We start from the raw sequence: 22202 nt of genomic DNA, 5'->3' as shown, positions 1-22202 counted from the left end.
TTGCCATGCATAAGAAATCTGCTTTCAATACGATGGCATTTTCTCCATTCATTTATAAAACTTTCGAAAAATGAGCAACCACGTATGCAATTAAAAATCCGTGCGTTCTCTCCACCTCCCAGCGATGCTTGCCAAGCGCTTCGCTGCTTTCTATTCTTCGCTTGGTAAGCCGGCTGGTTACGTCGTCGGCGTGAAGCTTCGTAGGTCGCTTGCGAGGTCAGCCTTGCAAGCGACCTGCGAGTACGGAACCACGTCCAGCGAGAACCATCGTAGCCATCGCTACGGAATGCGCAGCCCCGGGCCTGCAGGCCGAGAGCCTACGCCACGGCGTTCTGTATCTCGATGAAACACCGCTGCAGACGCTTAAGCCCGGTGAGGGAAAGACGTACCGGGCCCACCTGTGGGCCTACGCTCCGGGGCGTTCGAGGACATGAAGGCCGTCGTGTACGACTTCCACGAGTCCCATGCGGGTGAGCTTGCCCACAAGTTCCTCGGCGATTGGAAGGGCGCAGCCTGCAGTGCAACGACTTGCTCGGCCACCGCCAAGGCACTGGACTACAGCCTGCGGCGCTGGGGCGCGTTCACCCAGTTCGTCGATGACGGGCCTACCGCAGCGGTGTGTTCGGCTCGGTTACCGCCACCCGCTATGCGCTCAAGGATGCGGCTCAGGCCCATGCCGATATCGCAGGGCGGCAAAAAGCGGGATCGCTGGTGCTGATTCCGTGAGACGAGGCCAAATAGCTCCCGGCCGCATCCATCTAGCCCGAAGCCCGTGTCCACGCCCATCGAACTGCGCCACGGGCCAGGCGTGGCGACCCACGGGCTCAGCGCAGGTGCAGCAGGAAGGCGTCCACCTGCCGCTCCTTGGTAGCCCATGAGGTGACCAAGCGAATCACCGAGCGCTCGTCATCCGCCTTGTCCCACACATAGAACGCAAAGGCCTCGCGAAGTGCCGCCACGACCGGATTCGGGACGATGGCAAACACCTGATTCGTTTCGGTCTCCGCGGCCAGGCCATACCCCGCAGACGTGATGCCTGTGGCCAGCTTCGCAGCCATCGCATTCGCATGCTGCGCCATGGAGAAGAACAACCGGCTGTCCCCGAACAACTCCTGGAACTGGATTCCCAGCAGGCGCCCCTTGGCCAGCATGCCACCTCGCTGCTTGAGATGAAAGGCGAAATCTTCTTGGAGCAAGGGATTGCATACGACAATGGCTTCCCCCAACAATGCGCCGACTTTGGTGCCACCAATCCAGAACAGGTCGACCATCGCGGCAATGTCGGCCAGCGTTGCATCGTTCTTGTGCGAGGCCAGCGCTGCAGCCAGGCGAGCCCCGTCGAGAAACAGGATAAGCCCGCGCTGCCTGGCGAGGGTTGAAATTTTGCGCAACTCCGTGAGCGTGTAGATCGTTCCGGTCTCTGTCGCATTCGAAAGATAGATGAGCCGCGGCTTGGCCATGTGCGGGAAATGCGCATTGGCCGCCAGCGCTGCCTCGATGGCTTCAGGAGTGATCTTCCCATTGACCGCGGGCACGACAATGAGCTTGTGGCCCGTGGCTTCGATCGCGCCGGCTTCCCGGGTAACAATGTGGCCGGAACTCGCCGCCAGCACGGCCTCGTGCGGCCGCAGGCAGCTCGCGATCGAAACGATGTTCGCCATGGTCCCGCTGGCCACGAAGTGGATCGCGCCATCGAACGTCTGGCCCAGGTGGGCTTTGATCCTTGACGCCGCATTGGAAGAGAAAGCGTCGCTCCCGTATGGCGCCTGCTGCGTGAGGTTGGTTTCCACCAGCATGCGCAGGATGTCGGGGTGCGCCCCTTCGCTGTAGTCGTCTAGAAAGCTGAAAGTACCCATGGCTCTATTCCCTGGAGGCTATGCCGACCCAGAACCAATCTGGGCATCTGCCTCCCAGGCTATCCCTCGAGTGCCCCATCGTCTTGTAAAAAATTGCCAGAGGGGCGCTGGAATCGAGTCGGGGTCACGCCGTATGCCCTGCGGAATGCATTCGTGAAATGGCTCTGATCGAAAAATCCCACCGCATACGCCACATCGGCCATCGGCACGCCGTGCTGCATCTTGATCAACTCCACGGCCTTCTCCAGCCTCCAGCGCAGCAGCCAGGCATGGGGCGTCATACCGACGGTGCGCTTGAAAAGCTTCAGAAACCTGAACCGGTCGAGATCCAGCATGCGGGCGAGATCGTCCAAGCTCACCTTATCGCTCAGATGCGCCTCCATGTAGTCGCGCACCTGCATGAGCTGCCGAGCTGTCAGTTTCCCAACGAAGCTTTGCGGCATTGGCCTCAGCAGCCGGGCAAACAAGGATTCGAAGAGCTCGATGACCTGGGTTTCTTTCAGCAGCGGGCTGGCTGATGCACTTTGCAGCGCGACATGCAGCCTGGCCAACTGGTCCGCAAGCTGCAGATCGTGCAGCACCATGGATGCTTGAGACGGCAAGTTATGCCTACCTGTGATCTCCTCGCCCAAGCCCTTGAGCAACGCAGGCGATAGCCTGAATGTCTGCAGCGTATAGGTCTCATCCGCGCCTGCGATTCCGTCGTGGACCTCTCCCGCCGGCATCAGCTGAATCGCACCGCGGGCAAGCACCAGCGACTCGCCCTTGAACGACTGGCGCTGCACGCCGTCGGTCACAAGTGCAATATGGCAGTCCAGGTGGTAGTGAGGTTCAAAGCGAAATGCGGAAAACCTGGCCGTGCTCAAGACCAGGCCCGGCAGCTCGGTCGCTCGGCTGTATTGAACCCTGTCACGCACGCAGTGCCTCCCGCAGCCCGGAGCGCCAACTATCGATCGAACGCGGCCTGCAGTTCCGCCTTGCTGTGCTTGCCCTGGTGCAGCAGCAGCATCAACAGCAGCCGCGCCTTCTGCGGATTCAGATCGCCTGCCATGACGGCTCCGGCATCGAAAGTGGTCTTGCCTCCGCCCGGAAACCCATAGACCGGCATGGTGCGACCGTTGGGTACCCGGGTCGCGATGACCACCGGCACGTTCTTGCCAAGGGCGTACTTCACGGCCTCGAACATCGACACGTTCATGTTGCCCATGCCTACCGCCTGCACCACGATGCCCTTGGCGCCCTGGTCCACGGCGTAGCGCAGCAGATCGCCATTGGCACCGCCGAACATCTGCAGGATCTCCACACGCGGCATCTCGCCGCTGCCGATGTCGATGTGCTGGCGCCGCAACGGCATGCGCGAAAACTGCACACGATCCTCCCAGACCTCGCCGAGAAAACCGAAATCACCCGACTTGAAGGTCTCGACATCAGCAGTATGGGTCTTGGTCGCCGTGCGCGCGGCATTGATCTGGTTGTTCATGGCCACAATCACACCCATGCCTCTGGCCTCTGGCGTCGTGGCGATCCGGATGGCATTGAGCAAATTGCGCGGACCGTCGAAATCGGGCGAGGAGGCATTGCGCTGCGCGCCTATCATGATCACCGGCTTGTCGGATTTCACGGTCAGATCGAGCCAGTACGCCGTCTCCTCCATCGTGTCGGTGCCATGCGCGATCACCACGCCGGCCACCTCGGACCTAGCCAGCGCATCGTCCACGGCCTTGGTCAGGCGCGACCACCATTGGGGTTCGACATAATTGGCCGACATGGACGAGAAATTGTTCACTTCGATGCTGGCGTACTTGGCGGCGTCCGGCACGGTCTGCATCAGATCATCACCGGAGATGGCCGGCACCACACCCTTGGTGACAGGGTCCACCTTCATGGCGATGGTGCCGCCCGTGGCGATGAACTGCACCACCGGACGGCCTTGGGCCGCAGCTCCGACCGAAATTGCACACAAGGCAAGCAGCGAGAGAATCCGTTGACGTAGCCGCATAGACCAGTTCCCAAGTCGTGAGTGAAAAATCATTCTAAGTGGACGCCAACCCGTTCCGCCACCTGCGCGTTGGCCATACCGCTATTCACGACACGCGCGCGCCATCGATCTCTGCGCTGGAGAACCCGTACTGTGCCATGCGCGCGGTGGTCTACGGAACCACCTGCGCCGCATCCTGGCAGAAAATCTGGCACACATGACGCGCATGATCAAGGCGAGCTTTCCGGCAGACACCAGGGTCAGTCTGCCGCCGGGCGGCTTCATCCTCTGGCTCGAACTGCCGAGGCGCTTCGATTCGCGCGCCCTGTTCAATGTGGCCCTGGAGCACGGCATTTGCTTTGCGCCAGGCCACGTGTTCTCCGCCAGCCGGCGCTTGAGCGCGGGCTCCGCATGGAGCGATCGCATCAAGGACGGCATCCGGCGCCCGGGCCAGTTCGCGCGCGCTGCTCGCGCATTGAAGCCATGCGCCCTTCGCGATGCAGCCATGCCCGCCCCCGCCCTGGCGACTCACCGGGAGTTTCCCCGCGATGACGCTCCAGCCAGGCCCTATTCGTGAACCAGCCCGATCAGCGCCCGCAGCCGCGCAGGCACGAAGCGATGGCCTGAATAGTAGAGCCTCAGCCCGCCAAACGACGGGCACCACGGCACCAGCACCCGCGCAAGTGCTCCGGACTTCAACTCATCCTTGATAAACCATTCGGAGATGAAGTCGATGCCCAATCCGACCAGCACCGCCTGCTTGATGGCGGCCAGTTCGTTGAGAGCTTGGCGCACGGGCAGGTCCATCTGCAGCTTCTGGCCGCCCTTCTCCAGCACCCAATGGTAGATACCGCTGTGCGACAGGCGCATGACGATGTACCCCGACGCCACGCACGGCTGGGACAGAACCGAAGACAAGAGCTACCGCGACCCCGCCGCCAACCAGGGGCGCGGCGCCCAGGTGCAGCACACGCGCAACCCTGCGGTGGCAGTACAGTCGCTAGAGTTCTCGCGGCGTTTTTCTCCACCGCGCTAACTCAGAAGTAGGTCAGAGCCACCGGCAGTGCCACGGCGGCCATTGCGGAACGGAGTGCAGGGACTCCTGCAACCACCCCCCAGCCCAAAGCCCCGGCCAGTACCAGCGATGCCAATGGCTTGCCGCCAAGCGGGATTCGCAACACACCGTAGACCGCCATGGCAAGCAGCAAGGCCAGCGCCGCTACACCCCACTTGGACAAAGCCGGTACGGCGGTGGTGACCGCTGCATTCAAGGGCTCATACCGCGTAGATGACGGATGTCCAGCAAATCGTGCATCTCGTGCATGGGTGCATGTGAATTGCGGGCTGCCCCCCGGTGCCCGAAACTGACTGCAAACTGGCAGTGGGACTGACGTGCTCTCGCCTGGGTGGCCAAAATACGGTCGAACTAATGAATTCAGGGTGCGATCGTCGCGGGCAGCGATTGCTGCAAAGCAGAATTTGGCGCTTGAAGGCAGCATTAGGCTGATCTGAGACGTTCGGCTTTGCCTGCTGAAAGCCCGCTCCGGCCAACTCCGGACATTGACTCAAAGAAGTCCAGGTGAGCCGTGTCGATGCATCTTCAGCACGACTACACCAGCAAAGCTGCGCCCAGCACATGGAAGCCTCACCCACCCCAAACGCCTTCGGGCAGTTTTTTGTGGTCCGGCCCACGCAACATGGCTAGTTAGCAGGATGCCAGACACTGATTTCCCTATTGCGGTGTTGGACCGCCCTACCCACCGCGTCCACGGCCTTCTTCACTACCACGTCCCTTTCAGCAGCCTCTACTTTCACAGCGCAGGTCCACAGCGTTGCACCAACCTGCATCAGCCCGGCAACCCTGGCATCGTAGTTCCTCTCTCCCGGCTCCAGGTCATTGACGAGCCTCGCAACGGTGTTCAGGGCCTCATAGGGATCGATCTGCTGCCCCGTCTTAGCCAACTCGATGATGGCATCTATGGTTTCAATATGGTTCACGGATCGCTCCTGAGTTGATCTGGCAAGGTGGCGCCTCGGCCATAGCCTCACAATCTACGGTACATGCCTATCTGTGTAGGCCCATTCCAGATCTATTCCAACGGGGTCATGAGGCGGCGTACCAGAGCACTGCGCAATAGTGACATGTGGTGCCAGCCATCACAAGCAAATGCCAGATCAGATGGCCATATCGCAAGTGCGCATCGGTCACGTAAAAGACTACCCCAGCGCTGTATGACAGCCCCCCTGAAAATAACCAAAAAATGCCCTCTCTGGGCATTCTGGAAAACAATGGATCGATCGCGACCACGATAATCCACCCCATGAATAAGCACAGACTGGTGGAAAATACGGGATGAGGTCTCACTTCTACTGTCTTGAGCACCACCCCCGCTATAGCGAGCCCCCAAACAACTCCGAAAATCGTCCAACCCCACGGCCCTCGAAGCACCCCGAGGGTGAATGGTGTATAGGTACCTGCGATCAGGAGGAAAATCGCGGAATGTTCAACGGCTCGCAAAACACCCTTTGCCTTGCCCATTGGCAAGGCATGGTAGAACATGGAGGCCAAGTAAAGCAGCACCATCGTCGCGGAGAAGATGCCTGCACTCACAGCGAATCCATCATCCCCCTCCTGCGCGGCGCGCCTGATAAGGACAGGGGCTCCCGCAAGTGCTGCGACCAGCCCTATCCCGTGACTAACGCTATTTGCAATTTCTTCTGACCGCGATTGCTCGCGCTTGAGATCTGCAAACAACAGGTGCATGCAAGCTCCTTTCAGTGCTTGAACGGTACAGCGCACTGTGCCTTGGCATGACACCTGCAAAAACTTGGCTGAAGAACACAGACGCTCAGACGCGCAAGACTATGCCGGATGCGCGCAGCCGACTGTGCGCCAGCACACGTAATGTAGATTTTTCTGCCGCGCCACTGGCTGATGTGCCAGTTGCCGCCCAACCCCGGCAATACACAGTCGCACTATCTGTTGATGTCCGCATCCCCGGTGGGTCAGATTTGTGTGGAAATCCGCCTGCTGAACTGACCTCAAGGCAAGAGGAAGGCCCAGCCCCACAGGGGCGCAGCAGAAGTTGCAGACTCGATGGATGAGCGCACATCGTCGTGCTCACCGAATCGCTTCTCACAAACGAGGGAAAACCGCTCATCGTGAGATGCCAGGCACCACGAAGCAAGGGAGAGTGCACTGACAGGACCCAATATAAATAAATCGAGCACACAGCAGCCAGTGCGAAGTTGGAGCATGCCGACGCGCTTAGATTTCAGGGCACTAAAACACCAGGGAGAGGTCAACACACGCACCCGGAACGTCTTGCGGGCAAACCGGCGCTTTGTGCGCAGAGTTGTGGCTTGAAGGTTCTGCAGCTTTTGCTAACACTTCGTGTGTGGGTATCGTTATTTAAAAGGAGTACCGTGGGTTCCGAACACATCCATTCTGAGCCCCCACCATAGTCCGGAGGTCTATATGTTCTCGCTTCTGATGTATCAACGAAACGCCGAATTCTGGCGCGACATGTGGTCGATCTTTCTGCAGCCAGTCTCCGAGTTCCCACCCAGCCCTTTGAATTTCGATCAAAGACCTTCGTTTGCGCCAGAAGAGCAACGTCAAAAACAGCGGGTAGACGGACAGCACGATATGCCTTAAACCGCCATCACTCCTGCCCCCTAAGGCCCGCCAAGTTCGTGGGCCTTTTCTTTTCCCGGAGCGCATCCGGGAGGCTGCCAGGAAAACATTTCCCACAGTGCCCGCTTGATTGCTCGGTGTTTCACGTTTCGTGAGAATTCACAGCACGTTTCGTAATGCCCGAACTGCAACGCTCTTTCGAGGTGTGATATGTCCCCCTTAGCCAGGGAAGGTCGATTCACCCTTACTTCTTCTGCTGGTGATCGTGGTCTTTCTGCCCGGGCTGTTGAGGACTGGACTGGTCTTGCTGCCTCTCTCTGGGTTTCTGGTCGCTAGGCGTTTTGTGGGGTTGCTGGGTGGTCAGACTGTAGCCCTATGGCGCCATGAACAGAAGGAGTTCCCAATGAAACACCTCTGGACTGATCCTCGGCAGGTAGACAAGCCTGGTCTCTCCTTGGACGATCCCCTAGAACCCCGCACTAGGCAGAGGCAATCCGCTGGCCACAGGAGATTATTCCTAGGTTTGAATCGGCTCTGGGATGGTGCCGCCAGTTGACTGCCGATGCCGCGCTGCGAACTTCGCAGGCAACATCCCGCCTGCTGGTGGCGCTGAACGAAGCAATGACTGATTGCCCGCCTAGTACATCCGTGGTCCATTGTGGAAATATCTGACGCGCTACTTGCCGTCTGAATCGTGAATGCTTGCGGGCGCAGCATGCGGCAGCAATGCCAGGATGGCCAAGGCAAGCAAAGTGCCCAATATTGCAATAGCCGCATGCCCCAGCCCGCATGCGACACCCAGGGCGGCCGTCATCCATATTCCCGCAGCCGTAGTGAGACCCACACAAGATTGCAGGATGCCCCTCCATCATCGTGCCCAACCATCTGCAGCGGCAGTTTAACGTGGACGTTCCAGACAAAGCATGGGTCACTGACATCACTTTATATCTTGATAGTGTGGCGAATAGCTTTCGCCGCTCGAGTCGGGGACAGCACGGACATTACGTGAGGCCTCGAGCCTGGGATGTAGATGTAGCGCCCCGCCTCACCTTCGCGCCAAACAGAGATCGGACGGTAGCAAAGGCCTCGCCGAGTGCGATGAGCCTGCATTGACAAGGTAGATCGGCCTGAAGGGCATGGCGCGCTACAACTCATGGAGAGCCGACATGCTTCATTTTGGAATTGACGTATCTTGCGACAAACTGGACTGCGCAGTGGTCGACGCGCAAGGTCAGCACGTCAAACGTGCACGCACCTTCACAAACGACGTCCAAGGCGTCATCGAGCTCATCGATTGGGCACGCACAGTTGCCGTTGAGCAGCCGCTCCACTTCGTCTTGGAAGCGACTGCGGCATATCACGAGTTGGCAGCGACGCGACTTCACTGCGCCGGCCTGGTCGTCTCGGTTGTATACCCGGCGCAAGTTCGTGCGCTGGCCAGGGGACTGGGAATGCTCAGCAAGACCGATCTCATGGATGCATTGCTATTGGCGCAGTACGCCCGACTTGCTCAGCCCAGGCAGTGGCGCTTCACGATGCCTCAGTTGCAAGAATTCAGCGCGATGCTGATGCGACTCGATTGCCTTGAAGCCGATCTTCGGCGCGAACAAGCCGCAGTGCGGGGGTCGTCTGATTGCGCGTTGTCTTCCATCGACGCTTGCATCGACTTTTTGCGCGCGCAGTGCAAGGCGATGAGCGCATGGCTGCGCGCCCCGTTGACTTCTGCATCTGCCCTGTATGTCTTCCCATAACACCTCCATGATTGAAGGTGTTGCGACGACCGGTTGAATCCGCCCAATACGGCAGCGATGACTTCAAGAGATTCTGCAAAATACATGGGCTGCTACCGAGCAAGAGTCGCAGGGGACAATGCCGTCATGGAATCGTTCTTCAGCAGTCTGAAGAAAGAGCGCATCCGCAAACGTATCTACAAGACCCGGGACATGGCCCGGGCCGAGGTATTCGACTACATCGAGGTGTTCTACACAGTCATCTGGGCGGAGTCAGCCCCGAGGCATTTGAGGACGCCCGGGCGTGAGGCTGGGATTTGTCTACCTAACTTAGGGCAGTCCACATCACCTTGGCGTACGCCAGCGTACAGACCCACTTGGAAGGTTGGGCTTCAATGTGGACAGAAAGAGGAGCGTCGCCGCCCCTGGAGTCCCGTATGAACATCGTCACCATCCTCGTTGCCCTTACCTTGGCGGCCATCGGTGCGGTTCTCTACTTCTTGGACAGTATCGGTCTGGGAATTGCGCTGATCGTGTCCGCCGCTGTGCTCTCGCAAACCGCAACCTTATCCAATATTTGGTGGCGGTATGTTTACCGTAGGCACGGCGAAAGCCTGAATTCACCTCCACAGAATGCCGAGGTGGACGAGGACATTCTCCAAAGCGCTGTATCTGAAATAGAAGAAAGCAGCCTGGACACGCGCAGCGCCCTCAAGAACTTCAAGGCGGCCTGGCATGAAACGGATGCGAACGCCCCGCCTCATAAAGACAAGAAGGGAGCATGAGTTTGCTCCCCCACGGATCTGCAGATTCCAGAGTTGTGCAAGGAGCTACCCATGTCCAGTTTTTCTTCTCTCGTACCCAACTGGGACACTTCGTCACTCGGCTATCCGGACAGAACCTCCCGCATTGAGCCTTTGATGCTCGGCAAACACCTGGCCCCCTGCTGCACGCTGCAGGGACCGCTTCAGGTGACGCGGGCCGGAATATCCAGACTTCACCACATGCTGGCGGAGCGTGCTCTCACAGGAACGCTGCTGACTACATTGATAGCCGGCACCGTATGGCTGGTGCTGTAGCACCAGGTCGCGGAAAACGAATGGAACTGCGGCGCCAATGGGCCTGGGTGCCACCACAGGTTGACCAGGTACTGCACGTAAGGGACGGTCCCATACTCGGCCCCTTCCGAGCGGAGCTCTTTGGCTGCGCTGGCTTCGAACAGTACGGACTCAGCCTGAGCCGCTCGCACCGTATTGGCAGAGCCCGCTTTGGGCAAGCCACGTTTTACCCACGCCTGCAAAACAACCTCCGGTCACTGCGCACATCATTGCGCTATATCTCCGATCTCACCCAGGATGGACATGAGGCCGGACCTGGGACCGAATGGCTGCTAGACAACCTTCCTCTGATCGAGGATCAGTTGAGGGAGATCACTGAAGGCTTGCCCACGCGCTATTACCGCGCCCTTCCCACCCTGCAAGGAGCACCCTGGGTCAGACTTCCTCGTATTTACCATCTGACATGGTCTTTCGTGGCGCATGTCGATAGCGCATTCGACGAAGACCTGCTGACCTCCTTTCTCAACGCCTACCAGAACGGGAGTGAACTCCGCCAAGGCGAGCTCTGGGCACTCCCCACGACGCTGCGGGTGGTGTTGGTGGAGAACCTGAGGCGCCTTGCCGATCGGATCGCCAGCCAGGGGGCTGCGCGGGAGCTGGCGGTTCTGTGTGCCCACCGCATCGAGCAATTGACGCTGGAAGAAGTTCAGGAAATGCAGCACCTGATGGACTTGCGCGGCGTGGAGCGGATATTTCTGGCCCACCTGGCACAGATCCTGACGGGACACCGGGGCGTCTTGGGCGGGACCTTGAACCCCACAATGGAGCGGTGGCTTCAGGAAGCCATCCCCGATCTGGCCTCCCTGCAGATACAGCAGCATGCCGACCAGGCCGCGGATCACCTAAGCGTGGCCAATGCCGTGGCATCTCTGCGGCTCATCGGCGCCAGCGACTGGCCCAGCATCGTGGCGCAGACCAGCCGGTCCATGCACGCAATGCAGGCATCCCCGGTGTTTGCCGCTGAAGACGATGCCAGCCGCAATACCACGCTACATGGGATCGAGCGCTTGGCTGCTCGCTGCAGCGGACAGAGCGAATCCTCCGTGGCACAGACGCTGATCCGATGCATGTCCAGCGCACGGGGCACCGGCACGCAGGCCGGATACTGGCTCCATGGCGGGGGGCGCGAACAACTGGAGCGAACTCTGGGCGCGCGGCGGCGCATCAGGGATCTATGGCATGTCCCATCCATCCCCCGCCTCCCCATCTACATGGGAGCCATACTGGCCGGCACGCTGGCGCTCGTGGCATGGCTGCTCCACCTGTCGATCAGTACGCCGATGGAGCGATCTGACTATGCAAGCCTCGGCCTGCTGGGGCTGCTGGGGCTGCTGATGTTGCTCCCGGCCTCCGAGGCGGTGATTGCCCTGGTCAATCGTCTGATCTGTGAGTCCGTCACACCGGCGCATCTTCCCAGATTTCTATTCGCCGAAGGCATTCCGCCATTGGCACAAACGATGGTCGTTATTCCGGCGCTGCTGAACCAGCGCGTCACAGTGGAGCAACTGGTGCATCGCCTTCACCTGCATTACCTGGCCAATCCGGAGGAGTGCACCCAGTTTGCACTGCTCAGCGATTGGAGTGATGCAGATGCCCAGGGCATGCCAGCAGACTCCCGCTTGCTGGCGCATGCGCAAGGGCTGCTGAAAGCGCTGAATGCGCAGCATCCCTCTGCACATGGCGCGCCACCCCGTTTCCTGCTGCTGCACCGTGCACGCAGTTACAGCGCCACCCAGCGCCAATGGATCGGATGGGAACGCAAGCGCGGCAAACTCGAACAACTGATTTACACCTTGGCGACTGGCATACCTGGCCCGTTCCTAGACATGGCCGAGCTCTCGCATATGGCACCCGGAACGCGCTACATCCTCACGCTCGACAGCGACACCGAGCTACCGCCCGGCCAACTGCGCGCCCTGGTAGGGGTTGCGGAGCATCCAGACAACCAGCCTCGGTTGGACAGCACGGGCCGCGCGGTGATGCAAGGTTACGGCATCTTGCAACCTCGCGTGGTATCGTCCCTGCCCCAGGCCGACGCTCAATCGCTATGGCAGTGGCTGTTCGCGGGGCAGCAGGGCATCGACCCCTATAGTGCCGCGACATCGGATGTGTACCAGGACTTCTTTGGCGAAGGCAGCTTCATCGGCAAGGGGCTGCTCAACGTACCAGCCATGCACGCGGTTCTGGGCCAAAGGCTGCCTCATGATCGCGTGCTCAGCCATGACCTGCTGGAGGGCGCCATGGTGCGCTGTGCGGTCGTGTCCGACCTGACCTTGGTCGAAGCAGCCGCCCCGCACAGCGACACCGCCGCGGCCCGCCAGCACCGCTGGAGCCGTGGGGACTGGCAGTTGCTGCCGATGCTCTGGCAGCACGAACGCTGGGGACTGACTCCCATCAACCGCTGGAAGCTGCTCGACAACCTGCGGCGTACCTTCGTGGCGCCCGCATCACTGGTTTTGATCGTCGCCGCCATGGCCGGGTATGGCCTGGCACTGCCGATGGCGCTGGCACTGGCTGCGATGGCCTATGCCACCGGGCCTGCGGTCGGCAGCCTCGCCAGCTTGCTGCCACGTCGCGCCCATGTGGCTGGAGCGCGCTTTGCCATCGCCGGCGCCCAGGATTTGCTGCGAGCGTCCCTGGGCGGTGCGTGGCACCTGGCGCAACTGCTTTCGCAAGCCCTGCTACATGCCGATGCCATCGCCCGCACAGCCTACCGCATGCTGTGGAGCCAACAGCATCTGCTGGAGTGGACTACCGCCGAATCCACGCATGCATCCATCAAGGCGGGCCTGCTCTCGGCACTGGCACGGCACCGAACCACCTCATTGACCGCACTGGCGTTGCTGGCAGGGCTGTGGTTATTGCAGGCGCCGATGGCACCACTGACCCTGACCGCGCTCGCGGTCTGGGCCTGCACACCCGTGCTGGTGTGGCTCTTCAACGAGCCATGGAGATATGCCGATCGTCCGCTGGCCCCGGGCGATCGCGAGCTGCTGGAGGGCATTGCGCGCGATACATGGCGTATGTTCGAACGCTGCGTGGGCAAGGACGACCACCACCTGCCTCCCGACAACCTGCAGACCGCGCCATTCGAAACCATCGCCCATCGCACATCGCCCACCAACATCGGGCTCTACCTGCTCAGCGCCGCCTGCGCACGGCAGTTCGGCTGGATCGGAACCAAGGATCTGCTGGCCCGCCTGGAGGCCACGTTGGCCACGCTGCAAGGCCTGGAGCGCCACAAAGGCCATTTCCTGAACTGGTACGACACCGAGAGCCTGCAGCCGTTGCATCCCCTGTATGTCTCCACCGTGGACAGCGGAAATCTGGCCGCCCATCTGCTCGCGGTGTCGCAGGCCTGCGTCGAGCTCTCACGCGACCCGTTGGAGCCGCATGCGGCGCAGGCAGCCCTGCGCGCATCGCAGCGACGGCTCGAGGCGCATTCTTGCGACGCGTCGCAATGGATCCGGGCCGACCAGCTTGCCACGATGCAATCGGCGGCGCTGGATGTCGCGGCCAACGCCGCCGGGGAAGGCCCACGCGTCACCCAGCAGTTGCTGGATCTTGCCCACAGGCTGGAGCAATTGGCCCTGGATGCGGATTTCCGCTTTCTGTTCCACGCCAAGCGCCATCTGCTGCATATCGGTTACCGGGTGGAAGAGCAACTGCTCGACGCCTCGTTCTACGACCTGCTGGCGTCGGAAGCGCGCACCACCAGCCTGCTTGCCATCACCAAGGGCGATGTGCCCGTGCTGCACTGGAAGGCGCTGGGACGGCCCTTTTTCGCTCAGGGCCGCAACGCCGTGCTGCAGTCCTGGTCGGGCTCCATGTTCGAATATCTCATGCCCACGCTGGTCATTGCCGAGCCCCACGGGAGTGCCCTGGACGAAGCCAATCGCTCGGCGCTGCGAGAACAGATGGCCTTCGTGCATGGCCAAGGCATTCCCTGGGGCATCTCGGAAAGTGCCTATGCCGGAAGGGATCAGACGCTGGCGTACCAATACGCACCGCAAGGCATTCCGCGCCTTGCGCTGCGGCGCACGCCAGCGACCGAAAAGGTGATCGCCCCCTATGCCACAGCCTTGGCATGCCAGATGGCCGCACATGCTGCATGCCAGAATTTCCGCGCCCTGGAGGCCCTGTCGACACGCGGTCGCTATGGTTTTTTCGAGGCACTGGATTTCACTCCGGGGCGGCAGGCCCAGGGTGAAAGATTCGCACTGGTCAGCACTTACATGGCACACCACCAAGGCATGACCATCGTGGCCCTGGCCAACGTACTGCGCCAAGGGGCCGCGCAACGCTGGATGATGGGCCACCCTCGCATCGAGGCGGTCTCATCGCTGTTGCAAGAACGTGCGCCGCGCGAGCTCTCCAGGCTGCACACCCCGCCGTCTTTGGGCTTGCCGCTGCAAGCCCTGCATAAACACTCAGAGCATTGCATCCGCACCGTGATCCCGGGAGCGCAGGCACTGGAGCCCACTCATCTGCTGTCCAACGGGCGCTACAGTGTCACCTTGCGCTCCAACGGAGCGGGCTGGAGCCGCTGGGGTCTTGCTGATATCACACGCTGGCGCGACGATGTGCTGCGCGACGCCTATGGCAGCTTCGTGTACCTGCGTCTCGGGCACCATACCGCGCCCGTCTCCGTGACGCGCAATCCGGCGCCCGACCCCGACGCCCTCTACCACAGTACCTTTCAACAGGACCGCGTGTGCTTCGAAGCTCGCTGGCTCGAATTGCGCGTGCGCACGACTGTCTGGGTCAGCCCCGAAGACGATATCGAGTTCCGCAAGGTGGTGCTGAACAACCTGGGCAGCCAAACCATCGAGCTGGATCTGATATCGGCCTTCGAAGTAACCCTGGCCAGTGCGGCGGCGGACGAGGCCCACCCCGCCTTTGCCAACATGTTCGTGAAGGCGCAGTGGCTGCCCGCCCAGCAGGCCCTGCACTTCGAAAGAGTACCCCGCCTGCCAGGCGAAAGCAATTTGCGGGCCGCGCATTTCGTGGCCCACGCGAGCGGAGAGATCCTAGGCCTTCACTACCAGACCGACCGTGCCCAGTGGCAGGGCCGCAACCACGCGGCGAGCCAGCCGCTGGCCCATATGAAGCCTGTGCCCGGGCTAGCGGAAGAACTGGTGACCTATCTGGATCCTGTCTCGGTTCTGGGTGTACGGATGCAGATAGCGCCGGGGGAGCAAGTGAGTGTGACATTCGCAACGGCCGCGTGCGACTCCGAAGCCAAGCTCATTGCGGTCGTGGACAAGTACCGCCAGCCCAGCTATGTGGAGCGCGCCTCGGTGATGTCCGCCACCCTGACACAGGGGCAGGCAGCGCCGCACAAGCCGCAGGCAGACGACCTGCCCACCCTGCAACTGCTGACCACTGCCCTGGTCCTGACCCTGCCCAGGGCGCAAACGCAGCACACCGTGGCCTCGGCCAGCGACCGGCGTGTGCTGTGGCCGCTGGGCATTTCCGGCGACCGGCCGTTGATCCTGGTGAATGCGGGTGCGCCGCAGGGCGCGGGCATGCTGCGCATGCTGGTGCAGACCCTGTGCGCGTGGTCGCGCGGCGGCGTCGTATGCGACCTTGTTGTGCTCAACAGTGAGGCCCACTCCTACCATATGCCCGTGCAGCAGGAACTGAAACTGCTGTGCGACCAGCACGAAACAGATCGCAATGCGCGTTCAGGATCAGCGGCGACAGGCCTGCATGTCTTGCGGCCAGAGGACATCACCAGCGAGCAAGTGGCCACCTTGCAGCGCCTGGCGCGTGTGCGGCTGCAAGCCGATGGCCGCCCCCTATCGCATCAGATCAGCGCATGGAGCGGGCACTATGCGGCCCAGTCGAGGCCCCTGCGGATGGAGGAGCCAGCGCAAAAAGTCGGCGTTCAACGCAGCCGGGGCGCCGCAACCACAGTGCCCACAGGGACCTTTACCGCCGGCACGGGCGACTTCCTCTTCGACGCGGGCGCCGGTCTGCGCCCTGCCCGGCCCTGGGTCAACATCCTGTCCAACCCCACCTTTGGCGCCCAGGTCACCGAGAGCGGAGGCGGCAATACCTGGGCCATCAACAGCCGGTTGAACCAGCTCACGGCGTGGTCCAACGACCCCGTGGCCGACACCCCCGCCGAATGGTTCCTGCTCCAGGACCGGCGCACGCTGGACGTCTGGAGCGTCGCCCCCTCCGCCTGGGGCGAGGCCGACGCCACCTACCGCATCGTGCACGGCCAGGGCTTTACCGACATCTGCCACCGGCGTGGCGACCTGGATGTTTCGGTACGCTGGTGCGTCGACATCGCGACCGCGGTGAAGCAGGTGCGCATCAGGGTCACCAACCAGGGCGCAGGCAAGGCCCACCTGCGCATCGTCGGCATGGTCGAATGGATGATGGGAGAAAGGCGTGCGGATCGCGCGACGACGGAAACGGAGCCTTGTTTTGCCCCTCCGCCAGCCCGGGGGCTAAGGGGATTGCTTTGCACACAGACGGAGGCCGGAGCCGGCTTTGGCGGTGGAACCGCATTCTTCTGCGAAGGCAGCAGCCCCGCAGGCGCCAGAAGCCAGGAAGGCCTGGACTGGACATGCGACCGCAGTGCCTTCTTCGACACCCGGGGACAGTTGCAGCTTCCGGCCTCGCTGGGACAGCGCAGCGGATACGGGCTGGATCCCTGCGCGGCGCTGTCGCGCCTTGCCACGCTGCGCCCTGGAGCCTCCATGGAGCAGGTCTATCTGGTCGGCTATGCGGCCAGCCCCCAGGCGGCGCGGGAGTTGCTGGCACAAGCCTCCCTCCTCCCCTCCTTCGAGCGCGAGCAGGCGATCCGCCAGCACTGGAACGCACTGCTGTCGGCTGCCCAGGTGCGCACGCCCGATCCGCTGTTCGACGCGATGGTGAACCGCTGGCTGCTGTACCAGGCCCAGTCCTCGCGGCTGTGGGCCAAGGCGGGCTTTTACCAAGTCAGCGGCGCGACCGGATACCGCGACCAGTTGCAGGACGCCATGGCATTCGCCTGGGCGGATCCGCACCTGCTGCGCGCACAGATCCTGCTGTGCGCCTCGCGCCAATTCCAGGCGGGCGACGTACAGCACTGGTGGCATGCGCCGGGCGGCGCGGGCGTGCGAACGCGCTTCTCCGACGATCTGCTGTGGCTGCCCTTCGCCTGCGCGCACTACCTCCGGGCCACGGGCGACACCGCACTGCTGCATGAGAACGTGCCGTTCCTTGACGCGCCCCCCATCCCAGACGGCGAGGAAGATGCCTATCAAACACCCCAGGTCAGCGAGATCTCGGCATCGCTGTACGAGCATGCCGCGCGCACCATGGACCGGAGCCTGGCCGTGGGGGCGCACGGCTTGCCGCTGATGGGCACGGGCGACTGGAACGACGGCATGAACCGGGTGGGCCATGCGGGCCGGGGCGAGTCGGTATGGCTGGCCTGGTTCCTGTGCGCCATCGCCACCGACTGGATACCGCTGGCGCGCAGTTTCGGCGACACCGCCCGCGCCGCGCAGTGGGAGGCTGCCTTGCAAGGCTGGCACCAGGCGCTGCAAGGCCCCGGATGGGATGGGCAATGGTTCATGCGCGCCTTTTTCGACGACGGCAGCCCGCTGGGCTCGGTTAGCCAGTCCGAGGCGCGCATCGACTTGATCGCGCAGGCCTGGTCCGTGCTTTCCACGCCAAAGTGGTCGCCACGCCAGGACATCGCCATGGATGCGGTCGAAGCGCAACTGGTGCAGCCAGACGCGGGACTGATCCAGTTGCTGGCCCCGCCCTTGGTGCATGCCATGCCCAACGCCGGCTACATCGAGGCCTACCCGCCTGGCGTGCGCGAAAACGGCGGACAGTACACGCATGCCGGCGTGTGGGCCCTGATGGCCGCGGCGGCCCTGGCGGTGCGCGAGCCGGCGCCCCCAACCGGCGAGCCCCCGGCCACCGACACGCCCTACCGCTACTTCACCTACCTGAGTCCGGCCCATCGGGCCAGCCATCCCGAGTGGGGCAAGCACTACGCCATCGAGCCCTATGTGATGGCGGGAGACGTCTACAGCCAGCCGCCTTATGTGGGGCGCGGCGGCTGGAGTTGGTACACCGGCTCGGCGGGCTGGATGCACCGCGCGGCGGTCGAATCCATCCTGGGGCTGCATCTGCAGGCCGAGGAACTGTTCTTCACGCCCTGCCTGCCCAGCCATTGGCCCGAAGCCGAATTGACGCTGGCACGCGACGGCCGCTCCATGCGCTTCATCCTGGTGCGGGGCAGCCCAGCGGCGACGCTGGAAAAAGAGGCGGCCGCAGATCCACAGGTGCTGCACGTGGCAGAGCCCCTGCGCTGGAAAAACCTGCCGGCGCACAGCTGTTTTGTCATTCCTCTTGCGCCGGGCAGCACGCAGGGCAGGCAGTAATTCCATCGGCACGTTCAATCAAAAAACAGAGCTGCTTGCGATTTTCCACAAACACTTTCAGATACTTTTTAATTGAAAACTTAAGTATGACAAGCGCCAGAAGCTATATTTTTTGATATTCCTGCGCGCGGAGTTATCAGGAAAACGCCCTTGCAATGTTTGCAATCGCACGGACACCCGGCAGGCGCGGGCCTACGCTGCAAGCACCTGCTCAGCCATTGGCCAAGGAGAAAGCTACCATGATCCCCCCTCGCAACGAACCCGACCCCCAAGCGCTCGCGGAACAAAAAAGAGACTTCACCGCCGAGGGCGCACCGGCCCCGGACCAGCAAGCGCCGACCTCTCTCCCGCGACAGAATCGCGCCGATGCGGCCACCCCGCCTCCGGCAAAACTCCATCGGGAAACCTTGACCCTGAAGCGGGCTTCACGGGCTCGCTATCCATGAACATTCGTTCCACAACGTGATCAACCGCGGCATCGATCTGCCGCACGGCATCTCATGGAAGGCGAGAGCAGCCAGCGAACGAAGCAACTTACCGCAAGGAGCGTGTCATGAGTCTGAGTACCATTTTGCTGGTCGTCCTGATCCTGGTATTGATTGGCGCGCTCCCCGCTTGGCCGCACAGCCGAAGCTGGGGCCACTTCCCGAGCGGCCTGATCGGCTTGGCCGTGGCGGTGTGGCTCATCCTGCTCCTGACCGAACGCCTCTGAGCTTCATGCGTGGGGCCTCATATAGTGCTTCATCAATGGCAGTATCGTGATGCCATGCATGATGATCGAGGCCGCCACGGTCCATAACGTCAGGCTCACCACAGTTGCCGCAGTTGCGGGCTCAATGCCGTGCCTCAATGCCAGCAACATGTAGAAGATCGAGCCGATACCGCGGATGCCAAACCACCCGATCATGGCGCGCAGCCGCCAATGCACCAGCCTGCCCCCTACGGCGGGCAGCGCGGACAGCGGCCTGAGGACCAGCAGCACCAGGGGGATGAACCACCAGATATGCGGCACCGGCCTGGCGTAGGCCAGCATGGCCCCCACCATGAGCACTACCGCCAATTCCGCCAGCCGCTCCAGTTGCTCGTTGAATCCGTGGACGGAGTCTTGCATATCGGTCGCATGGTGCATTGCGTCGGCAGTTCGGGCTTTCGGGGGCACAGGCATTTTTTCAGCCATTGCGGCTGCGGGGAGCTCCCGCACGCGCTGCAATGCAAGGCCTGCGGCGAATACGGCCAGAAACCCCGAAGCCAGGCACAACTGCGCAGCACCATAAGCCGCCCCGATGAGTCCGATGCCCAGAAACTCGTTCAGGCCCGCGGCCTCCCTATGCCGGCTGCGCAGATAGACGACGAACCTGCCCGTGCCCGCTCCCAGCGTCGCGCCGATCACCAGGCCCGCAACCATCGACCACAGGAACTCCATGGCCCACCAATGCAACATGCTTTCGCCCAGGGGATGCAGGCCCAGCAGCCCGAGCCCCAGCATCACCATGGGATAGGAGGTTCCATCATTGAGTCCCCCTTCGCCAGCCAGGCTGAACCCCAATCGATCCGGGCTCTCCCCGGGCTGCGACTGGACGCCTGAGGCCAGCACCGGATCCGTGGGCGCCAGGATGGCCCCCAGAAGCACCGCAGCGCCCAGCGACATGCCCAGGACCCAGACACCAACGACAGCGACCATCGCCACCATGGCGACCATCGAGAAGATGGCAAGGCGCAGCGGCAGCCACCACCGGGAATCTCGCACTGGCACCCCCAGTTGCATCCCCACGGAAAATAGCGATATGAGCACCGCGATCTCCGAGAAGCGTTCCAGCAAGGGGGCATACAAGAATGGATCCGGCCTCAACACACCCAATGCGGCAGGTCCTAGCAACCAGCCCAGCGCCAGATAGACCATGGCATTGCTCAACGGCAGCCGCCCAAGCCAAGTGCTCGAGAGCACCATCGCGATGAGGAGTAGGCCTATGAAAAGAGACCATTCGGAAAACGACATATCACCTACGGTGTCTTGTTGACGATAGGATAAGGACGAGAGTTCCGCCCGCATGGCTTCCGGTCGTCATGGCTGATGGCAAGCCCGTGCAAGGCGCCATCTCCGACGCCGATACCAGCACCGACTCCACGGGCCTCAAAGTCCATCATCGGTGCATGGCGAGAATCTCAGTTGCTCAACAGAATGCCGGCAATCACGCCAGTGGCGATGACCACGAGCAGGTAGTCGCTACCGCTTTGCACCCAGTACTGGCCACGCGGCGGTGCATAGAGGTGATGGCCACGCCAATCTTCCACCACGTACTGATAGCTTCGGTACTGCATAGGCAGGCGTTCGCCGCGATGCCATCTCCGGCTATTTCCGATCGATCCCTGGTCGGCGTGGTGGTAGTAATCGCTGCGGTACTGTTGGTCGCGCTGCCTGTTGCGCGTGGCGTCATGCCGCTCTTCTCGGTGGCCACGGTCAGCCCGATGGCCTCGACCGCCCCACTCAGACGAGTGTTGACCGCGTCGCTCGGCACCGCGCTCCGGTTGGCTCTGAGCCGGCGCCATGCTGTTCAAGCCAAGGGACAACGCGATGATGGTGATGTTGAGGATTTGGCTCTTCATGCTCCGCTCCAGCTGCCATGGGAAACGTTCCCAAGGCTGAAGCTACACGGTGCCCAGATGAAAGTCTGTGCAGCATCGCACGGAGGCCGAGAGGTGGTGCCTACTGCCAAAGCGGGGTTGCGCCAGCTTCAGTTTTCGGTCTCTCGATACCCCGGCACCTGCGCTGCATCGCTGGGTGTTCCAGCGCACTGACATCCGGTCGCACTGGCGCCATGCTCCAGTTGTGCTGATACAGACCGTGCCCGATTTCCACGCAACAGCGCCGCTTCTCCCAACTGTCCTGGCACGCGATGTTCAGGGCGTGAAGCCGGTGGTCAATGACATGAAGCTCAAGTGAAATGGACCGTGCAGTCTGCTGGTCGGAAACCATTTCCAAGATCCAAGGAATCGCCATGCACAGATCCTCACTGAACCCCATCGCCACATACGTCATGCTGTGCCTCGCGGCCTTTGGCTTCTTGCAGGCCAGCGCATCAGCCAACGATATAGAACAGGAACAGGTAGCCAGGGCCGCGTCGGAAATGAACCACCACCCGTCCGACAAGTATGCCTATGACCTAAGCATCGCCAAGGCCGATGCCCAGGAGAAATGCGATGAGCAGGCCGGCAACGCCAAATACCTGTGTCGCCAGCAAGCCAAGACCGCGCACATGGATGCCCTGGCCGCTGCCAAGAGGGCCGCCAGGAGGGCTGACGCGCAAGCGCGCGAGAACTCGGATGATGCGCGTAGCGGCGCTGCAATCGACAAGCACGATGCTGTCTATGATTTGGCCCGATAGCAAGATATTCAGGGATGTGTGAGTCCTGGCTGAGGTGGACGGATGGCTTCTACAACGCTAGGCATCTGCATTCCGCGCTCAGCTACCAGCCAAGGGCTTCGAAA

The 22202-nt window shown here is 61.8% G+C and carries 17 protein-coding genes and 4 pseudogenes; 10 read left to right on the top strand and 11 right to left on the bottom strand.

What is annotated here, in order from left to right; genetic code table 11:
* Positions 1-103: 103 nt before the first annotated feature.
* Positions 104-217 (bottom strand): annotated as a pseudogene (locus ACYVKR_RS24020) (IS5/IS1182 family transposase); the annotation flags it as partial.
* Positions 218-302: 85 nt separating this feature from the next.
* Here ACYVKR_RS24020 and ACYVKR_RS24015 point away from each other — a divergent pair.
* Positions 303-543: pseudogene (locus ACYVKR_RS24015) on the top strand (IS66 family transposase); the annotation flags it as partial.
* A gap of 281 nt (positions 544-824) precedes the next feature.
* Here ACYVKR_RS24015 and ACYVKR_RS24010 read toward each other — a convergent pair.
* From ACYVKR_RS24010 to ACYVKR_RS24000, 3 genes are read right to left on the bottom strand one after another with little or no spacing between them, the layout of a single operon-like run.
* Positions 825-1856: a threonine aldolase family protein gene (locus ACYVKR_RS24010; protein WP_460483496.1), complete on the bottom strand. Its 1032-nt coding sequence runs from the start codon at positions 1854-1856 to the stop codon at positions 825-827.
* Between the two features lie 59 nt (positions 1857-1915).
* Positions 1916-2773: a helix-turn-helix domain-containing protein gene (locus ACYVKR_RS24005; RefSeq protein ID WP_460483495.1), complete on the bottom strand. Its 858-nt coding sequence runs from the start codon at positions 2771-2773 to the stop codon at positions 1916-1918.
* A 29-nt stretch (positions 2774-2802) separates the two neighbouring features.
* Positions 2803-3855, bottom strand: coding sequence for an asparaginase (locus ACYVKR_RS24000; RefSeq protein ID WP_460483494.1), 1053 nt, complete (start codon positions 3853-3855; stop codon positions 2803-2805).
* 196 nt (positions 3856-4051) lie between these two features.
* Between ACYVKR_RS24000 and ACYVKR_RS23995 the strand changes: the two genes are divergently transcribed.
* Positions 4052-4411, top strand: coding sequence for a hypothetical protein (locus ACYVKR_RS23995; RefSeq protein ID WP_460483493.1), 360 nt, complete (start codon positions 4052-4054; stop codon positions 4409-4411).
* Here ACYVKR_RS23995 and ACYVKR_RS23990 read toward each other — a convergent pair.
* Positions 4402-4704 carry a type 2 periplasmic-binding domain-containing protein gene (locus tag ACYVKR_RS23990; RefSeq protein WP_460483492.1) on the bottom strand — a complete coding sequence of 101 codons (303 nt, stop codon included), beginning with the start codon at positions 4702-4704 and terminating at the stop codon, positions 4402-4404. The two genes, ACYVKR_RS23995 and ACYVKR_RS23990, sit on opposite strands and share 10 nt — an antisense overlap.
* Between ACYVKR_RS23990 and ACYVKR_RS23985 the strand changes: the two genes are divergently transcribed.
* A complete protein-coding gene (locus ACYVKR_RS23985) occupies positions 4703-4870 on the top strand; it encodes a hypothetical protein (protein WP_460483491.1) in 168 nt (55 codons plus the stop codon). The genes ACYVKR_RS23990 and ACYVKR_RS23985 overlap by 2 nt on opposite strands.
* Position 4871: 1 nt before the next feature.
* Here the strand turns inward: ACYVKR_RS23985 and ACYVKR_RS23980 are convergent, their stop codons facing one another.
* The 4 genes and pseudogenes from ACYVKR_RS23980 to ACYVKR_RS23965 form a co-directional block, all read right to left on the bottom strand.
* The gene (locus ACYVKR_RS23980) at positions 4872-5333 is read right to left on the bottom strand and encodes a midcut-by-XrtH protein (protein ID WP_460483490.1); all 462 of its coding nucleotides are present in this window, start codon (positions 5331-5333) and stop codon (positions 4872-4874) included.
* 202 nt (positions 5334-5535) lie between these two features.
* Positions 5536-5832, bottom strand: coding sequence for a hypothetical protein (locus ACYVKR_RS23975; protein ID WP_460483489.1), 297 nt, complete (start codon positions 5830-5832; stop codon positions 5536-5538).
* A 106-nt stretch (positions 5833-5938) separates the two neighbouring features.
* Positions 5939-6598: a PAQR family membrane homeostasis protein gene (gene trhA / locus ACYVKR_RS23970; protein WP_460483488.1), complete on the bottom strand. Its 660-nt coding sequence runs from the start codon at positions 6596-6598 to the stop codon at positions 5939-5941.
* A 1549-nt stretch (positions 6599-8147) separates the two neighbouring features.
* Positions 8148-8312 (bottom strand): annotated as a pseudogene (locus ACYVKR_RS23965) (MgtC/SapB family protein); the annotation flags it as partial.
* A gap of 325 nt (positions 8313-8637) precedes the next feature.
* Between ACYVKR_RS23965 and ACYVKR_RS23960 the strand changes: the two are divergent.
* The 6 genes and pseudogenes from ACYVKR_RS23960 to ACYVKR_RS23935 all read left to right on the top strand — a co-directional run bounded on the left by ACYVKR_RS23960 (position 8638) and on the right by ACYVKR_RS23935 (position 19427).
* Complete coding sequence (locus tag ACYVKR_RS23960; RefSeq protein WP_460483487.1) at positions 8638-9222, top strand: IS110 family transposase; 585 nt, start codon at positions 8638-8640, stop codon at positions 9220-9222.
* Positions 9223-9257: 35 nt separating this feature from the next.
* Positions 9258-9509: pseudogene (locus ACYVKR_RS23955) on the top strand (IS3 family transposase); the annotation flags it as partial.
* Positions 9510-9638: 129 nt separating this feature from the next.
* Positions 9639-9986: a hypothetical protein gene (locus ACYVKR_RS23950; protein WP_460483486.1), complete on the top strand. Its 348-nt coding sequence runs from the start codon at positions 9639-9641 to the stop codon at positions 9984-9986.
* Between the two features lie 51 nt (positions 9987-10037).
* Complete coding sequence (locus ACYVKR_RS23945) at positions 10038-10280, top strand: hypothetical protein (RefSeq protein ID WP_460483485.1); 243 nt, start codon at positions 10038-10040, stop codon at positions 10278-10280.
* A 20-nt stretch (positions 10281-10300) separates the two neighbouring features.
* On the top strand, positions 10301-18715 hold the full coding sequence (locus ACYVKR_RS23940) for a GH36-type glycosyl hydrolase domain-containing protein (protein WP_460483484.1): 8415 nt from the start codon (positions 10301-10303) through the stop codon (positions 18713-18715).
* Positions 18716-19268: 553 nt separating this feature from the next.
* Positions 19269-19427: a DUF3309 domain-containing protein gene (locus tag ACYVKR_RS23935; protein ID WP_460483483.1), complete on the top strand. Its 159-nt coding sequence runs from the start codon at positions 19269-19271 to the stop codon at positions 19425-19427.
* A 3-nt stretch (positions 19428-19430) separates the two neighbouring features.
* Here the strand turns inward: ACYVKR_RS23935 and ACYVKR_RS23930 are convergent, their stop codons facing one another.
* On the bottom strand, positions 19431-20765 hold the full coding sequence (locus ACYVKR_RS23930) for a cation:proton antiporter (protein WP_460483482.1): 1335 nt from the start codon (positions 20763-20765) through the stop codon (positions 19431-19433).
* A 113-nt stretch (positions 20766-20878) separates the two neighbouring features.
* Entirely contained in the window at positions 20879-21319 is a 441-nt protein-coding gene (locus ACYVKR_RS23925) for an RcnB family protein (RefSeq protein WP_460483481.1), read from the bottom strand.
* Between the two features lie 338 nt (positions 21320-21657).
* On the opposite strand from ACYVKR_RS23925, the gene ACYVKR_RS23920 reads away from it, so the two are divergent.
* A complete protein-coding gene (locus tag ACYVKR_RS23920; protein WP_460483480.1) occupies positions 21658-22098 on the top strand; it encodes a hypothetical protein in 441 nt (146 codons plus the stop codon).
* Positions 22099-22202 lie beyond the last annotated feature (104 nt).

This window comes from Comamonas humi, from assembly GCF_054782535.1.
This window is presented reverse-complemented; position numbering and strand designations above follow the sequence as displayed.